Consider the following 15,226-nt stretch of genomic DNA (forward strand, 5'->3'; position numbering starts at 1 on the left):
CTGCTGGCGGCCCATTCCATCCTCCCTCCCGCGTGCCTACGCCCTCCGTGACTGCTTCCACTTCCCCCACCATTCGCCCCAAAATTGAAGCCTGGCTGGCTGATTTTCAGCTTCGCCTCTGCCAGCAGCTCGAAGCTGCCGACGGCGGCCCATCCACCTTCCTCACCGATACCTGGCAGCGCGAAGGCGGCGGCGGCGGCCGCTCGAAAGTGCTGGAAAACGGCCAAATACTAGAAAAAGGCGGCGTGGGCTTTTCGGCCGTGTGGGGCGCGATGAGCGAGGCCGCCGCCCGGCAGCTGCACATGCCCGACCCGCACTTTTACGCCACCGGCGTGAGCGTGGTGCTGCACCCGCGCAGCCCGCGCGTGCCCATCATCCACATGAACGTGCGGTATTTCGAGGCCGGCAACGGCGAAGCGTGGTTTGGCGGTGGCATCGACCTGACCCCGATTTACGTGGACGAGGCGCAGGCCCGCGCCTTCCACGCCCAGCTCAAAGCCGTATGCGACCGTCACAATCCGGCTTACTATCCCAAATTCACGCGCTGGGCCGACGACTACTTCTACCTGCCCCACCGCCAGGAAACCCGCGGCGTGGGCGGCATTTTCTACGACCGCCTGACCGTGGGCCAGGACGGCACCGCCGAAGAGCTGTTCGCCTTCATGCGCGACGTGGCCGAGCTGTTCGGCCCATTCTACACCGGCCTGATGGCCGCCAACCATGCCCTGCCGTACGCCGAGCGCGAAGAAGCCTGGCAAAGTCAGCGCCGCGCCCGCTACGCCGAATTCAACCTGGCCTTCGACCGCGGCACCCGCTTCGGCCTCGAAACCGGCGGCCGCACCGAATCCATCCTCATGAGCCTGCCCCCGCGCACCGGCTGGGCCTACAACCCCGCCCCGCCCGCCCCCGGCACCCCCGAGGCCACCACCCTGCACTGGCTCCGTAAAGGCGTTGACTGGCTGGCCGATGCTTGAAGCCATTAAAGCACTGGACCGGCACTTACTGCTGGCCATCAACCACGCGCATACCCCGACCCTGGATGCGCTGATGGTTTTTGCCTCAAACCGCCTGGTGTGGTTTCCGGTCTACGCCGTGCTCATTGGCTGGCTGATATTTCACTTCCGGCGGCGGGCGCTGCTGCTGCTGCCGCTGGTGGTGACCGCGGTGGGGCTGGCCGACAGCATCACCAGCCGGCTGTTTAAGCCCTTTTTCGGGCGGCCCCGCCCCTGCCACGATGGCCGACTGGTGGGCCTGCTGCACCTGCCCGATGGCTGCGGCGGGATGTTCGGCTTCCTGTCGTCGCACGCCGCCAATTCTGTGGCGCTGGCGGTTTTCCTGGCCATTGTGCTGCCGGCTGGGCGCTTTCGCGCACTCAAAATCATGGCTTTTACCTGGGCCATGTTGTTATCCTACAGCCGTATGTACCTTGGTGCGCATTACCCCACCGATGTGGTGGGCGGGGCTGCCGTGGGAGCACTGATGGGGTGGTTGGCCGCTGTGGCCTATCAGCACCTGGCCCTGCGGTGGTGGCCCGCGCAGCCGTAGTTTTCACCTGCAGCTTTCTACCCGATGAGTCCCTTCGAGCGCCGGTTTCTGTTCCTGCTTTCCAGCCCGCGGCGGCTGGGCAACAGCGAACAGCTGGCCTATTGCGCCGCGCATCCGCTGCCGCCTGGCACGGCGCAGAAATGGATGCACCTGCTCGATTTTCCGCTTCCTGATTTCGCCGACCTGCGGCACAATGGCCCCTACCATGCTCCCATCGGCAATGCCCAACTGCTGCTGGAAGCCACGCTGCAAGCTACCGACCTTGTGTTAGTAGCCCCGCTGTATTGGTACAGCCTGCCCGCCCCCGCCAAGCTCTACCTCGACCACTGGAGCGCCTGGCTACGCACGCCCGACCTGAATTTTCGCCCGCGCATGCAGGGCAAAACCCTGTGGTCAATCACCGTAAGCAGCGGTGCGCGCCCCGAAGCCCAACCATTGGAAGACATGCTGAAACTCACGGCGCAGCACCTGCAAATGCACTGGGGCGGCCTGCTGTACGGCACCGGTTCGCGCCCCAACGACATTCAGGGCGATGCCCAGGCCCTGAACCGGGCCAAATACTTCTTCTCCGCTGCGGAAGCACCGCTTGTAGCTGCTGAAACTTCCGCTTAGTTCAAAGAAAAGGCCCACTGGTGCTTCAGCGGGGCTTTTCGGTGGCTATCCTACTTTCAGCGCGCAGGTTACGCCGTGGCCCGCTGCCCTAGCAGCTTCGCCACGTACTTGCCTACGATGTCGAATTCCAGGTTCACCGTATCGCCGGCCCGCAGTTGCTGGAAGCTGGTGTGCTCGTAGGTGTACGGGATAATGGCCACCGTAAAGCCTTCATCGGTGCTCTCGAAGCAGGTCAGGCTGGTGCCATTCACGCAGATGGACCCTTTCTCCACGGTAAGGCGGCCGGGGGCCACGCCGTGCTCGAAGCGGAATAGCCACGAGCCGTTCTGGTCTTGCACGCTGGCGCACACGGCCGTGGCATCCACGTGGCCCTGCACGATGTGGCCGTCGAAGCGGCCGGTGGCGGCCAGGCAGCGCTCCAGGTTCAGCAGGCGGCCGGGCTGCCACTGGGTCAGGTTGGTCACGCGCAGCGTTTCGTCGATGGCCGTGACGACGTGCGTGCCGGCCGCCGCATCCACGGCCACCACCGTCAGGCACACGCCGTCGTGGGCCACGCTCTGGTCAATTTTCAATTCGGCCGCAAAGGGCGAGGCGATGGTGAAATGGCGGTTGCTGCCCTGGTCGGCCACGGCCACCACGGTGCCGACGGCCTCAATAATTCCGGTAAACACAGTGTCAAAAATAGCTAGGTGAAAAGCCGGCCCGCGCCCGGCCCGATGCAAAGAACGGCACCCCGCTGCCGGAGTGCCGTTCGGAGGCAGAACAACCGGCGGGCCGGCGAAATGATTATTTATCGTTTTTCTCGAAGGGGCGCCAGTCGAGCTCGCCGGGCAGGCCACCGGTCTTCTTGCGCAGGAATACCGTCTGGTCGTCATCTTCGCGCTTGCCGAAGGTTACGTCGGCCCGGCACTCCAGGCAGCGCACCGAGGTGTACTTGAACTTGCCCTGTGCCACGCGGCTGGTCAGGTCCAGGTTGTCGGAGCCGCAGATGCCGCAGGCCGCCACGTCGGCAAAGCTCAGGCGCTCGTATTCGGCTACGGTTTCGTGGAAATTATTGCCCTGCACGGTGAAGTGAAACTGGCGGCGCCCAATGCGCTTGGTCGTCATCATCTGCAACATTCTGCGGATAGAAAAATGGGTGAATTAATGCTTTAAAATTACAAAATATTCACCTCAAAAACAAGCTGATATCGCAGCTAAAACTCATAAAAAAAGGACATCACGCGATGTCCTTTTTTTGCAGCCTGATACCCTGCCTATTGCTGCTGAAATCGCACCGCCTGGCGGGTTGCACCGGCACTTACTTCGCACAGGTATTGCCCCTTGGCCAGCGGCCCGAGCTTGAGTGCCACCTCGGCCGCCTGGGTGGCGGGCAATTGCTGACGGGCCACCACGGCCCCGCGCATGTCGAGCACCCGCACGGCCAGCGCCGTGCCGCGCAGGGCCGGGGGCAGCACCAGTATCAGGGCACCGGTGCCGCGCGGATTGGGATACAGCGTCAGGCTTTCGGCCGGGTTGGCGGCCGTGGTATCCAGGGGGTTATTGGGGTGCAGGCTGTTGTAGGCCCGTCCGAAGTTGGGCAGGCCGTAGCCCAGCGTATTGTCGGGAATGGCGGCCTGGCTGGCCGTGCCACGCAGCACGGCAATCACCTGCTGGGCCGTGAGCGTGGGGTTGGCCTGCCAGAAAGCCGCCGCCATGCCCGCCAGCACGGGGCAGGCAAACGAAGTACCATTGCCGCGAAAAGCCACGCCGCTGGGGTCGAGCACCGCAGCGGCTTGCCCCATGGCCGACAGCGTGGGCTTGATGCGGCCATCGGCCGTAGGCCCATAGGAACTGAATGCCGCGTGGTTGCCGAGCGAATCCACCGCGCCCACCGTGAGAATAGAGTCGGCATCGGCCGGGGCCGAAATGTAGTGCCAGGTCCGGTTGCCTTCGTTGCCGGCGGCGTTCACTACCAGCATGCCCACGCGGGCCGCCATGGTAGCCGCCCGCGAGCTGATGGCCGTGCGGCCGTTCATATCGGCGTAGGTATACGAGGGCGAGGGCGCGTCAAAATCGGTGTAGCCCAGCGAAGAGCTGATAACATCCACGCCGGTCGAGTCGGCATACTCGGCGGCAGCCAGCCAGTTGGCCTCTTCCACCGGGTGTTCCGAAAAATCGTCCTCCGTAATGCACAGGTGGTACGTGGCCTTGGGCGCGCTGCCCACAAAGAAGCCCGGCTCGTTGGCCGCCATCGTCGACAAGCAATTGGTGCCGTGGTTGCCGCGCTGGTACACGCTGGTGCCGCCGTCCACAAAATTGCGGGTGCTGGCCAGGCGCTGCTCCAGAAACAGCGGCTGCAAGGCGCTGATTCGATTCACTCCAGGGAAGCCAGTATCGAACACCGCAATCTGCATGCCCTCGCCCCGGTAGCCGGCATCGTGCATCAGCGGCACGCCAATTTGCTGGTTTTGGGCGTAGGCCGAGCCGTAATAGGCGCGGCTGGCCAGCGTGCGGGCCGCGGGTGCCGCCGGGGCCTTCACCGGCGCATCGGGCTGGGCAGCGCGGGCCGTGCGGTTGAGGGTGGTGGCACTGCGCACGCTGGGCAGGGCCGCTACGCGGGCCAGGGTGGTCGAGTCGCAGCTCACCAAGGCGGCGTTGAACCACCGCGAGGTGTACAGCACTTTCGGCCCACCGGCAAGGGCCCGAATCTGGGCCACGTAAGCCGGCGTCACGGGCAGGTCGCGCGGGAGCACGGCAATGCCTTGGCGGGTGCGCCGGGCTATGGCGCGCGCCGACAAAAACGCCTGCGGCTGCGTTACTGAAAAGGGCGTACCCGCCTTGTCGCGGAAATACACCAGGTGGCGCCGTACCGTGCCCTGGGCCGCAGCCGAAGTGGCCGAAGCCCCCAGGGCCAGCACCAAAAACCCGGTCAGAAAACGTGGCGTCATATGCAACAGTCAGTCAATAGAATAAAGCAGCGGGCTAGGCGCGGCGAGGCCTATTTCACTTTGTAGTCAATCAGTGTTTCGCGGCGGGTAAACGCGCTGGTGTACGCACCCGGCGGGAAAATCTGGTTGTAGGGCGGCAACGAGCTGGTATAGGTGAAGCTGGCTTTGTTGTCGCGCCGCCGATACACCGGCCCCACGCCCTGGGCATACACCTGCTGGTAGTTCACGTGGCGCAGCAGGCTGCTTTCGGTAGCCATACCGGTGTTGGCGGTGGTGATGGTGTTAGAATAGGCCACTGCCGGCAGCCCCGTATTGCCGCCCCCCGTGGTAAACGGTTGGCCCACGGCACTATACTGCCGGGTTTCGGCCGTAATGGTGTCGTTGTAGTTGTTGTTGAAGGCGTTCAGATTCCAGGAACGGCCCGCGCGGGGCGGAAAAATCAGCTCCACGGTGCGGGTATTGCCCCGGTTCAGGACGAGTGCGCTGCCCGGCGAGCTGATGGTGAAGACGCTGTCATCAACCCAGTTATCGGTGGCCGTGGCACGCCGGGCCCGCACCAGCCGGTAGGCTGGCTGCCCGGCGGCATCGGTGAACATCTCGGTAATGGTTTCGCGAAATTGGAACGTGGTGGCCGTGGGCGTACTGGTGGGCGTAGTCTGGTTAGCCGCGCTCCATACCGAGTCGCGCACGGCGTAGGTCCAGGTATTGCCCACGGCCAGTGGGTAGTAGCCGCGCCCCGGGTCGGGCAAGGCTTCGGTGGTGTTTTTACAGCCCCCCAACGCAGTAGCCGCTAGTAGGGTACCAATGGCCAGCGCGGCCCGCAGGCGCGTTACCACTGTTTTGAAGGCAGAAAAAGCTTTACGCATGCAGGACGGCGGTTAGAACCGGGGGGATTGGCAATTATACGCCGGCAACGCTGGCGGCGGCAAAAGGTACGGGGAATTCGCCGATGACGTGGCGCTCAATCCAGCCACCGCCCAGCACGTCCTGCCCGTCGTAGAACACGGCGGCCTGCCCGGGCGTGATGGCGTGCACGGGCTCCTCGAAATACACACGGATTTTGCCGTCCACTTCTTCCAGAAACGCGGGCGAACCGTCGTGGTTATAACGCACTTTCACCACGGCCGGCACCAGGCCGCGCCCGGCCAGGCTGGCTTCCTTGCCCATGTTTAGCTTGCCCACCACGGTGGCCGTGCTGGCCAGCTCGTCGTAGTTGCCCAGTACCACTTCGTTGGTATCGGGCCGGATTTCGAGCACGAACGCCGGGTAGCCCAGGGCCACACCCAGCCCCTTGCGCTGCCCGATGGTGTAGAACGGGTAGCCTTCGTGCTTGCCAATCACGCGGCCGTTTTTGGTCACGAAGTTGCCGCCGGCCACGCGCGCCTCCAGGCCCGGCACGCGGCGGCGCAGGAAGCCGCGGTAGTCATTGTCAGGAATAAAACAGATTTCGTAGCTCTCGGGCTTGTTCACCAGCTCGGTGAAGCCGCGCCGGCGGGCCTCGTCGTAAATCTCGGTTTTGCGCATGCCGCCCAGCGGAAACAGCGTGCGGCTTAGGCTCTCCTGGCTCACGCCCCACAGGGCATAGCTTTGGTCTTTGTTTTCGTCGAGGCCCTTGCTCACCACGAAGCGACCGGTTTCGGCCTCTTTGCGGATGTTGGCGTAGTGGCCCGTCGCGATAAACTGGCAGCCCAGCTGGTCGGCGCGGCGTAGCAGGGCATCCCACTTGATGTGGGTGTTGCAGAGCACGCAGGGGTTGGGCGTGCGGCCGGCCAGGTACTCGTCGGTGAAGTTATCAATCACGAAATCACCAAATTCGTCGCGAATGTCGATGATGTAGTGCGGGAAGCCGAGCGTGACGGCAATGTCGCGGGCGTCGTTGATGCTGTCGAGGGAGCAGCAGCCGGTTTCCTTTTTCGAGCCGCCGGCGCTGGCGTAGTCCCAGGTTTTCATGGTCATTCCGACCACTTCGTAGCCTTGCTCGTGCAGCAGCACGGCGGCCACGCTGCTGTCAATGCCGCCGCTCATCGCGACGAGTACTCTTCCTTTGGTTTCGGTATTCATGGTGGTTTGCAATTCACCCGGAGCTTGAAAGGTTCCGGCCGGCAACGGCAAAGGTACGGCAGCGCGCAAGCCCGGCCACCTCCTGCCCTTTCGACGGGGTGTTCTCCGGCCTATTCCACTACCAGGCGCTGCCCTCCGGCCATGCCCGCAATGGCTACCCAATAGGTGCCCGCGGCCGTAGGCACGAGCAATTGCTGGCTAAGGCCGGTTAGCGGCTGCTGGCTCAGCAGTTGCCCCAGGGCGTTGTATACCTGCACTTGGCGTTGCAGCAGGCGGGCCTCGCCGAGCTGAAGCGTGACTGCGCCCCGCGCCGGATTGGGGAAGAGCCGAAATCCGGCCGCTACGTCTTGGTTGGCCTGGGTGGCGGTCAGCACGTTGGCAAGCGCCCGCCCCGCATTGATGCGCCCATAGCCAAAATACAGGTCCCAGCCCGCGGCATCTTCGCTGGCCGGCCCCACCCGGTCGTCGGCCGTGCGCTCAATGATGGCTTTTACCTGCGCCGGCGTGAGCTGGGGCCGGAGCGTAAGCAGCAGCGAAGCCAGCCCCGCCACCTGCGGCGTGGCTTGCGAAGTACCGCCCCAATACACGTAATAATTGGTATTGGACTGATAATCGGGCCCGAAAATGTAGTTGCCAGGGGCCACCACCGAAAGATGCGCGCCGTAGTTGCTGCCGCTGGCAGCCGACCAGAAAAATGGACTGGCGCGGCTGTCGTCGGGGTTGGTGGCCCCCACGGCAATAACCCCCGCCAGGCCGGCGGGATAGTTCACCACGCTGCTGTTATCGTTCATCATGCAGGCCGCCACGACCACCCCGTGCTGCGTGGCGTAAGCCACGGCATCCTGCATAGATAGGGACGGGGAGCTGCCGCCCAGCGACATGTTAATAACCCGGGCTCCGTTATCGACGGCGTAGTAAATGGCACTGGTCCACCACGAGTATGAGCCCATGTTCTGGGCATTCAGGCCCTTGCAAATCATGAGCTTGCAGCCCCAGTTTAGCCCGGCGTAGCCCAGGCCGTTATTGCCGGTGGCCCCAACAATGCCGGCCACGTTGGTGCCGTGGCCGTAGTCGTCGGTCGGGTTGTTGTTGTTCGACACGAAGTTCCACCCTTTCACGTCGTCCACGAAGCCGTTGTGGTCGTCGTCGATTCGATTATTGGGAATTTCCAGCCGGTTGCGCCAGATGCGGCCGGCAAATTCCGGGTGGTCGAGCTTGCAGCCGCTGTCGATGAGGGCTACCGTAATGGTTGAGTCGCCGTGGGTAACCGCCCACGCATCCTCCATCCGAATATCGGCCCCGGCCTGGGCGGGTGCCAGCGCAAAGGTGCCATTATTGTTCAAATACCATTGCCGGCCATAGAAAGGGTCGTTGGGCACCACGCTTTGCACGCCCCCGCCCTGGCCCTGGGCATCAAGCTCCACGTAACGAAAAAGGCCGGTTTGCTGGTATGCCTGCACGGCCCGCTGGGCATCGGTGCCGGCGGGCAGCGTAATCAGGTACATGGCCGGGGCCGCAGCGGCACGGCGGCCGGGGTTGAGGCGCTGCATTTCGCCGGCGTGGTATTGGCGGTTGATTTGGGCCAACCGGTCGGCCGCCGACGGGGGCACGTTGCCTGGGCTGTCGCCGACCGGCATTGGGGGCTGGTCGTCGTGCAGCCGGACGATGAGGCGGGTCGGCGCTGGCAGTTGGGCTTGAGCACTGCCCGCCACAATGCCCAACAGGAAAGGAAGGACGCGTGACAACTTTTTCATAAACCGGGTGAGGTTGAGCGCGGATGCGCGGTAGAATTTCAGCCGGAAGGTAGAATTGCGTGCGCGTTTCGCCACGGGTTGCAGGTTGCTGGCGCGTAAGAACCAAAGAATAAACCCCTTTAGCTGGCAGCCGGCGGGGCCCCAGCGGGCCTGTCCCACCTTATTTCCCCCGCCCTTCCACAATAATCTTGAGCGTATAGAGCAGCACCCGAAAGTCCATCGCCAGGCTCATGTTTTCGATGTAGAGAATATCGAATTTGAGCCGCTCCACCATCTGGGCCACGGTTTCGGCGTAGCCGTACTTCACCTGGCCCAGCGAGGTGAGGCCGGGGCGCACGCGGTGCAGGTGGCGGTAGTGGGGCGCGATTTTCACAATCTGGTCGATGAAAAACTGGCGCTCGGGGCGCGGGCCCACGATGCTCATGTCGCCCTTCAGCACGTTCCAGAACTGGGGCAGCTCGTCGAGGCGCACCTTGCGCATGAAACGGCCCCAGTTGGTGATGCGCGGGTCGTGGTCGGAACTCAGGGCTGGGCCCATTTTCTCGGCGTCGACGTACATCGAACGGAACTTGATGATGCCGAACGGCTGGCCGTTTTTGCCAATGCGCTCCTGCCGGTAGAACACCGGCCCGGGCGAGGACAGCTTCACCATAATGGCCGTGAAGGCATACACCCAGCAGGCCAGCACCAGAAACAGCGCCGAGCCCACCACGTCGAGCACCCGCTTAAGCACGACCTGCCACACGGGCAGTAAATCCTGCTTGATTTCGATGAGCGGGGTGCCGAACAAGTGGTTCACCTTCACCGAGCCCAGCATCATCTGGTAGAGGTCGGGCAGGATGCTGATGCGGGCCGTTGAGCCTTCGAGCAAGGTAAGAATATCCTGAATGAGGCGGTGCTCGCTGGGCTCGATAGCAATGACCACCTGCTCGATGTGCAAGGCCCGCACCAGGGCGGGCAGGCGCTGGTAGCTGGCCTGCCGGGGCAGGGCAGCGGCCAACTCGGGGTCCACGCTGTCGCCCACCGGCGTGAAGCCTACCATGCGCAGGCCCAGGTGCCGGCTGGTTCGGTTCAGCTCATGAAATGTATTCATGGCCAATGCGTTGGACCCCACCAACAAAGTTGGAAAGGAAATGCGCCCCTTGCGGACCTGGCCCTGCACGCTGCTCACGGCCAGCGTGCGCAGAAAGGCCGAAATCACGAAGTGCAGCAGCAGGTAGGCCGTGAAGGTTTTGTAGTAGGCGCGGTAGTTGGCCACGCCCTGGTCGTCGAGCAGCAGGGTGAAGAAAATGACCACGGCCCCGAGCAGCGACACCCGCGCCAGCCGGATAATCTCGGCCAGGCGCGACTTGCGAAACACGTCGCGGTACTCGCCCACCAGCGTGTAGAGCACGGTCCAGAACACGGCGATGACCACGGCCGAGCCGGTGAGGTCGAACAGGGCCCCTTCGGTGAAGTGGTAGCCCGTCATTTCGTTGAGCAGGTACTTGCGGAGCAGGTAAAAACACATCCAGGCCACCAGGGCCGCCCCGAAGTCGGCGGCCACGAGCTTGATGTACTGAAAACGACGGAGAAGCTGCAAAGCGGCGGTTTGGGTAGTAATTTCGCGGGCAGTGGCGGCCCACGGCGGCGGGCAAAGGTAGGGGCAACGCGCAGTTGTTGGCTGCTTTGGCCCGGGCAAAGCCAGTTTCAGCCCCGCGGCCGCCCCGCTCCTTCTTTTGCATGACTGGTTCTTCCCAACCGCTTTCGGATACTTACCGCCACCAGGGCCAGCGGCGCGCCCTGGCTCGCGAGCTGCGCCAGCGCGGCATTGTGGACGAGCGCGTGCTGGCCGCGCTGGCCGCCGTGCCGCGCCACCTGTTCTTCGAGCCGGCTTTTGAGGCCCATGCTTACCAGGACAAGGCCTTTCCCATTGGCGAGGGCCAGACGATATCGCAGCCTTATACCGTGGCCTACCAAACCCAGCTGCTGGGCGTGCAGCCGCACCACCGGGTGCTGGAAGTGGGCACCGGCTCGGGCTACCAGTGCGCCGTGCTGCTGCGCCTCACCGCCCACGTCGACAGCATCGAATACAACGAAGTGCTGTTTGCCCGCACGCGGCAACGGCTGACAGCCCTGGGCGCGGGCGGGGCCGCGCTGCACTGCGGCGACGGCTCGGTGGGCCTGCCCGCCCGCGCGCCGTTCGACGGCATTCTCGTCACGGCCGGGGCGCCGGGGCTGCCGCCGGCCCTGTTGCGCCAGCTGCGCGTGGGCGGCCGGCTGGTGATTCCGGTGGGCGACGCGCAGTCGCAGCGCATGGTGCGCGTGACGCGCGAAGGGCCTGAAAGCTTCGTGCGCGAAGAGTTCGAGACGTTCCGGTTTGTGCCGCTGCTCGGGGCCAGCGGCTGGCGCGGCTAGGACGCAGGCTGCGGGGGAGGCAACTGGTGCCGGAGGCGCTGGCCAGGGCTGGCAACAGCGGCCACTACCTGCGGTTAATCTGGTTAAATATCAATAAATTTGACAACCCACTGTGCGGTTATCAGCCGGTTTCTCCTGCTTCTTGATTCATCACCTATTTCCCCTTCTTAAAATCTATGTTAAAAGGTTTTTTACCCAACATACTAACGGCGGTGCTTGCCCTGTTTTCGGTAGCGGCAGGCGCCCAGACTGCGCCAGCGCAACGCACCGGCGACTGGTGTGGCACGACGGCCGCCCAGGACGCGTATTTTGCCCAGCACCCCGGGGCCCGCGAGGCCCAAAAAGCGCTGTTTGAACGCCTGGAGGTGCTGGAACAGGCCCAGGCCCGCACCGGCGGCAACGCGGCGCGCACGCCCGACATCACCATTCCGGTGGTGGTGCACGTGATTCATTCGGGCGGAACTGATAATATCAGCGACCGCCAGATTAACAGCGCCATCGACCAACTGAACACCGATTATCAAAAGATGAACGGTGACACCATCAACACGCTGCCGGCGTTTCAGCCCATTGCGGCCTACCTGGGCTTCCGCTTCAAGCTGGCTAAAAAAGACCCGAACGGCGACTGCACCACGGGCATTACCCGGCATTTTGCGCCCTCCCTCGTGAACGACAACCAGACCGGTGCCGTGCAAGCCGTTTCGGTTTGGGACCCGGCCCGTTACCTGAACATCTGGGTGGTGGGCAGCATTGGGGTGCCCGTGGGCGGCGGCATTGTGCTGGGCTATTCGTATCTGCCGCCCAACGCGCCTTCGGGCCGCGACGGCTTTGTGGTGCGCAACGACTACTTTGGCAACCAGGGCACCAGCAGCCCCAACCGGGCCCTGACCCGCACGGCCACGCACGAAATAGGCCACTACTTCGGGCTGTTGCATCCGTGGGGCTCTACTAACAGCCCCGGCAGTGGCGTGTGCACGGGCACCGATAACGTGGCCGATACGCCCACCACGGATGGCACTTTTAACTGCGACCTGGCCTACGCGCCGTGCGGCGTGCTGGCCAACGTGCAGAACTTCATGGACTACGCGGCTTGCCCGACGATGTTTACCAACGGCCAGAAAACGCGCATGCGCAGCATTCTGTCGCTGTATCGCGCCAACCTGACGACGGCCGCCAACCTGGTTTCGACCGGTACCGACGACAGCTACCAGGCCCCCGACTGTGCGCCCATTGCCCGCTTTGCCGTGGCCCCCGGCACCAGCACCAACGTGTGCGTGAATTCGACCGTGACGCTGCGCGACTATTCCTACAACTACTCGGCGGGCGGCGGGCCGCTCACCTACACGTGGTCGATGCCCGGCGGCAACCCGTCGTCGGCAACCGGCGCATCGGTGACGGTGACCTACCCGGCGGCCGGGTTCTACACCGTAACGGAAACGGTGAGCAACAGCGCCGGCAGCAATTCGGTGACGCAGACCAACTACATTCAGGTGGAAGGCCCGGGCGGCGGCGAAACGGCCCCGCTGGTCCAGTCGTTCGAAAACGCCGCTTTCCCGAACCTCTACCCAGCGCCGACGCTGCGCAACTACCAAACGTTTGGCACCACCAGCGCCGGCACGGTTTCGAACGCCTACGCCTGGACGCGCCAGACGGCCAGCGCCCCTACCGTGGCCGCCGATGGCATGGCTTTCCTCGTGGTGGGCAACCGCTCGTATCCGGCCAGCCTGATTACCACGCTCATTACGCCCAACATCAGCCTTTCGGGCCAGCCCAGCACGGCGGTGGTGCGCTTTGCCCGCTCCTACGCGCTGCGCTACACCACTTCCACCGACCAACTGCGCGTTTCGTTCAGCACCGATTGCGGCCAGACCTGGTCGTCGCCCGCCCTGTTCGATGCGCTGGCCCTGAGCACGAAGGGCGCGACTCCGATTGATGCATTCTCGCCGACAGCTGCCGCCGACTGGCAGGATTTGAGCGTGGCCATTCCGGCAACCTTCCAGGGCAGCGGCACTTTCAAAATCCGTTTCCAGATGGTGAACGGCACCCAGCCCGGCAACAACTTTTACTTCGATAACCTGCGCGTGTCCATCGGGCTGCCCACCAAGGCCGAAGCCCTGGCCAGCCGCGGCATCAGCCTGTTTCCGAACCCGCTCACCAACGAAACCGCCCTGCACCTGAACTTGGCGGCTCCTGCCGAAGTGCAGGTGCGCCTGACCGATGTGGTGGGCCGCGAGGTGCTGCGCCTGCCGGCCAAAACCTTTGCGGCCGGCCAGCAAACGCTTTCGCTCCAGCCTGCCGCCCACGCCCTGCGCGCCGGGGTGTACGTGGTGCGCATCACGCTCAACGGCGAAACGTTCAGCAGCAAGCTCAGCGTGGAATAAGCGCGAGTGGCTGCCCGATGCAAGCCCCGTTCCGCTCCGGAACGGGGCTTTCTTTTTCCGGCGCTGCTGGCGTGGCGTACCTTTGCGCGGCTGGCCGGCCAGGCCGGCCTTCCCTTAGCTCACCTCTCATGCGCAAGCAAAAACCCGTTTCCGACTCGTTCGTCATCATGACCGAGCTGGTGCTCCCCAACGACACCAATACCCTGAATAACCTGATGGGCGGCCGCATGATGCACCTGATGGACATCGCCGCCGCCATTTCGGCTCAGAAACACTCCAACCGCATTGTGGTCACGGCCTCGGTCGATAACGTGTCGTTCCGCGACAGCATCAAGCTCGGCAACGTGGTCACGCTGCAGGCGCAGGTTACGCGGGCCTTCAGCTCGAGCATGGAAGTGCACATCGACGTGTGGGCCGAGGATATTCCGAGCGGCACCAAGATGAAAACCAACGAGGCCTTTTTCACTTTCGTGGCCGTCGACCAGTCGGGCCGGCCCATCGATGTGCCCGAAGCGGTGCCCGAAAGCCAGGTCGAAATTGCGCTTTACGATGGGGCATTGCGCCGCCGCCAGCTGCGCTTGGTGCTGGCCGGCCGCATGCAGCCCGACGAAGCCCAGGAGCTGAAAGCGCTGTTTGCGATTTAAGTTAAAGGGGCCGCACGGAACGGCATTCTATTTATTACTCACCGATTTTTGCTCTGGCCATGTCGACCGAAAAGCTGGCGTTCCTGCAAAATTTCTATACCGACGTCACGCTCTACGTGCCTGCCGAGGCAGGGACGCCCGCGCCTGGGCCGGCAGCTGCCGACGCTCCGGCTGTTGCGCCCGCTGTGACCGCGCCTGACGCGCCCGTGGCTGCGGCCAAGCCTACTCCTCCGCCCGCCCCTGCTCCCGAGCCGCGGGTGAGCAGCATGCCCAGCACTGGCTTCAGCAAGCCCTCGGCGGGGCTGGAGCGACTTACCAGCAGCATCCTGTCGCCGCCGGTTGCGGCCCCGGTGCCAGCGGCTTCTCCCGCGCCCGCGCCACCGGCCGCTACGCCGGGCGTGCCCCCGGCGACGCTCACGCCGTTTGCCACGCTGGGCAGCAACGCGGCGGGCGTGCTGCTGCTGTGCCGGCTGCCGCGCGAGCAATTTGTGAAGCTGCACCGCAACGTGTTCCTGAACAAAATGCTGCAGGCCCTGGGCCTGGTGATGGAAGACGTGCTGCTGGTGAACGTGGAAAGCGAGTTGCCCGTGGCGCTGGCCAGCCTGCGCCAGCAGCTCGATGCCACGCACATCATCGCCTTCGGCAAAAACCTGCTCGACGTCACCATTCGCAACACCCAGATTTACGAGCCGGTGCTCTTCCCCAGCCTCAACCTCTCCTATCTGGCCTCGGCCACCATCGAGCTGGTAGAATACGACGTGAGCCTGAAAAAGCGCCTCTGGCCGGGCCTGCAGGCCATGTTCCTGAATCGACAGTAATTCAGTTGACGCCATTTAAAAAGCTGTCATCCTGAGCGAAGTGAAGGACCTTTTCATGTTGGAGATTCCTGACGTGATAAGGTC

The 15,226-nt window shown here is 63.8% G+C and carries 14 protein-coding genes; 7 read left to right on the forward strand and 7 right to left on the reverse strand.

Annotation, left to right across the window (positions count from 1 at the left end; translation table 11 throughout):
* Positions 1–32: 32 nt before the first annotated feature.
* From hemF to MON38_RS09100, 3 genes are read left to right on the forward strand one after another with little or no spacing between them, the layout of a single operon-like run.
* Positions 33–974 carry an oxygen-dependent coproporphyrinogen oxidase gene (gene hemF / locus MON38_RS09090; RefSeq protein WP_241935838.1) on the forward strand — a complete coding sequence of 314 codons (942 nt, stop codon included), beginning with the start codon at positions 33–35 and terminating at the stop codon, positions 972–974.
* Positions 967–1,545 carry a phosphatase PAP2 family protein gene (locus MON38_RS09095; protein WP_241935839.1) on the forward strand — a complete coding sequence of 193 codons (579 nt, stop codon included), beginning with the start codon at positions 967–969 and terminating at the stop codon, positions 1,543–1,545. Before hemF ends, MON38_RS09095 begins: the two co-directional genes overlap by 8 nt.
* Before the next feature lie 24 nt (positions 1,546–1,569).
* On the forward strand, positions 1,570–2,157 hold the full coding sequence (locus MON38_RS09100) for a flavodoxin family protein (protein ID WP_241935840.1): 588 nt from the start codon (positions 1,570–1,572) through the stop codon (positions 2,155–2,157).
* 68 nt (positions 2,158–2,225) lie between these two features.
* Here the strand turns inward: MON38_RS09100 and MON38_RS09105 are convergent, their stop codons facing one another.
* From MON38_RS09105 to MON38_RS09135, 7 genes are all read right to left on the reverse strand, one after another.
* Positions 2,226–2,828 carry a riboflavin synthase gene (locus tag MON38_RS09105; RefSeq protein ID WP_241935841.1) on the reverse strand — a complete coding sequence of 201 codons (603 nt, stop codon included), beginning with the start codon at positions 2,826–2,828 and terminating at the stop codon, positions 2,226–2,228.
* Positions 2,829–2,943: 115 nt separating this feature from the next.
* On the reverse strand, positions 2,944–3,276 hold the full coding sequence (locus MON38_RS09110; RefSeq protein ID WP_241935842.1) for a hypothetical protein: 333 nt from the start codon (positions 3,274–3,276) through the stop codon (positions 2,944–2,946).
* A gap of 137 nt (positions 3,277–3,413) precedes the next feature.
* The gene (locus MON38_RS09115; protein ID WP_241935843.1) at positions 3,414–5,087 is read right to left on the reverse strand and encodes a S8 family serine peptidase; all 1,674 of its coding nucleotides are present in this window, start codon (positions 5,085–5,087) and stop codon (positions 3,414–3,416) included.
* A gap of 50 nt (positions 5,088–5,137) precedes the next feature.
* Positions 5,138–5,953, reverse strand: a complete 816-nt coding sequence (locus MON38_RS09120; RefSeq protein ID WP_241935844.1) for a hypothetical protein — start codon at positions 5,951–5,953, stop codon at positions 5,138–5,140.
* Between the two features lie 34 nt (positions 5,954–5,987).
* Positions 5,988–7,148 carry a tRNA 2-thiouridine(34) synthase MnmA gene (gene mnmA / locus MON38_RS09125; protein WP_241935845.1) on the reverse strand — a complete coding sequence of 387 codons (1,161 nt, stop codon included), beginning with the start codon at positions 7,146–7,148 and terminating at the stop codon, positions 5,988–5,990.
* 110 nt (positions 7,149–7,258) lie between these two features.
* Entirely contained in the window at positions 7,259–8,902 is a 1,644-nt protein-coding gene (locus MON38_RS09130) for a S8 family serine peptidase (RefSeq protein ID WP_241935846.1), read from the reverse strand.
* Positions 8,903–9,062: 160 nt separating this feature from the next.
* Positions 9,063–10,484, reverse strand: a complete 1,422-nt coding sequence (locus MON38_RS09135) for a sugar transferase (RefSeq protein ID WP_241935847.1) — start codon at positions 10,482–10,484, stop codon at positions 9,063–9,065.
* A gap of 140 nt (positions 10,485–10,624) precedes the next feature.
* Here MON38_RS09135 and MON38_RS09140 point away from each other — a divergent pair, with 140 nt between their 5' ends.
* The 4 genes from MON38_RS09140 (at position 10,625) to MON38_RS09155 (ending at position 15,142) form a co-directional block, all read left to right on the forward strand.
* Complete coding sequence (locus MON38_RS09140; RefSeq protein ID WP_241935848.1) at positions 10,625–11,299, forward strand: protein-L-isoaspartate(D-aspartate) O-methyltransferase; 675 nt, start codon at positions 10,625–10,627, stop codon at positions 11,297–11,299.
* Positions 11,300–11,511: 212 nt separating this feature from the next.
* Positions 11,512–13,680 (forward strand): M43 family zinc metalloprotease, encoded by a 2,169-nt coding sequence (locus MON38_RS09145; RefSeq protein ID WP_241935849.1) that lies wholly within the window; start codon positions 11,512–11,514, stop codon positions 13,678–13,680.
* Positions 13,681–13,808: 128 nt separating this feature from the next.
* Complete coding sequence (locus MON38_RS09150; RefSeq protein ID WP_241935850.1) at positions 13,809–14,324, forward strand: acyl-CoA thioesterase; 516 nt, start codon at positions 13,809–13,811, stop codon at positions 14,322–14,324.
* 59 nt (positions 14,325–14,383) lie between these two features.
* Positions 14,384–15,142 (forward strand): hypothetical protein, encoded by a 759-nt coding sequence (locus MON38_RS09155; RefSeq protein ID WP_241935851.1) that lies wholly within the window; start codon positions 14,384–14,386, stop codon positions 15,140–15,142.
* Positions 15,143–15,226: the final 84 nt, after the last annotated feature.

It is taken from the genome of Hymenobacter cyanobacteriorum, assembly GCF_022631375.1.
GTDB classification, from domain to species: domain Bacteria; phylum Bacteroidota; class Bacteroidia; order Cytophagales; family Hymenobacteraceae; genus Hymenobacter; species Hymenobacter cyanobacteriorum.

Excerpts from the sequence above, each read along its gene's own strand:
- MON38_RS09095 (WP_241935839.1), top strand. The coding sequence starts at position 967 with ATGCTTGAAGCCATTAAAGCACTGGACCGGCACTTACTGCTGGCCATC.
- MON38_RS09100 (WP_241935840.1), top strand. The coding sequence starts at position 1,570 with ATGAGTCCCTTCGAGCGCCGGTTTCTGTTCCTGCTTTCCAGCCCGCGG.
- MON38_RS09110 (WP_241935842.1), bottom strand. The coding sequence starts at position 3,276 with ATGTTGCAGATGATGACGACCAAGCGCATTGGGCGCCGCCAGTTTCAC.
- MON38_RS09115 (WP_241935843.1), bottom strand. The coding sequence starts at position 5,087 with ATGACGCCACGTTTTCTGACCGGGTTTTTGGTGCTGGCCCTGGGGGCT.
- MON38_RS09120 (WP_241935844.1), bottom strand. The coding sequence starts at position 5,953 with ATGCGTAAAGCTTTTTCTGCCTTCAAAACAGTGGTAACGCGCCTGCGG.
- mnmA (WP_241935845.1), bottom strand. The coding sequence starts at position 7,148 with ATGAATACCGAAACCAAAGGAAGAGTACTCGTCGCGATGAGCGGCGGC.
- MON38_RS09130 (WP_241935846.1), bottom strand. The coding sequence starts at position 8,902 with ATGAAAAAGTTGTCACGCGTCCTTCCTTTCCTGTTGGGCATTGTGGCG.
- MON38_RS09140 (WP_241935848.1), top strand. The coding sequence starts at position 10,625 with ATGACTGGTTCTTCCCAACCGCTTTCGGATACTTACCGCCACCAGGGC.
- MON38_RS09150 (WP_241935850.1), top strand. The coding sequence starts at position 13,809 with ATGCGCAAGCAAAAACCCGTTTCCGACTCGTTCGTCATCATGACCGAG.
- MON38_RS09155 (WP_241935851.1), top strand. The coding sequence starts at position 14,384 with ATGTCGACCGAAAAGCTGGCGTTCCTGCAAAATTTCTATACCGACGTC.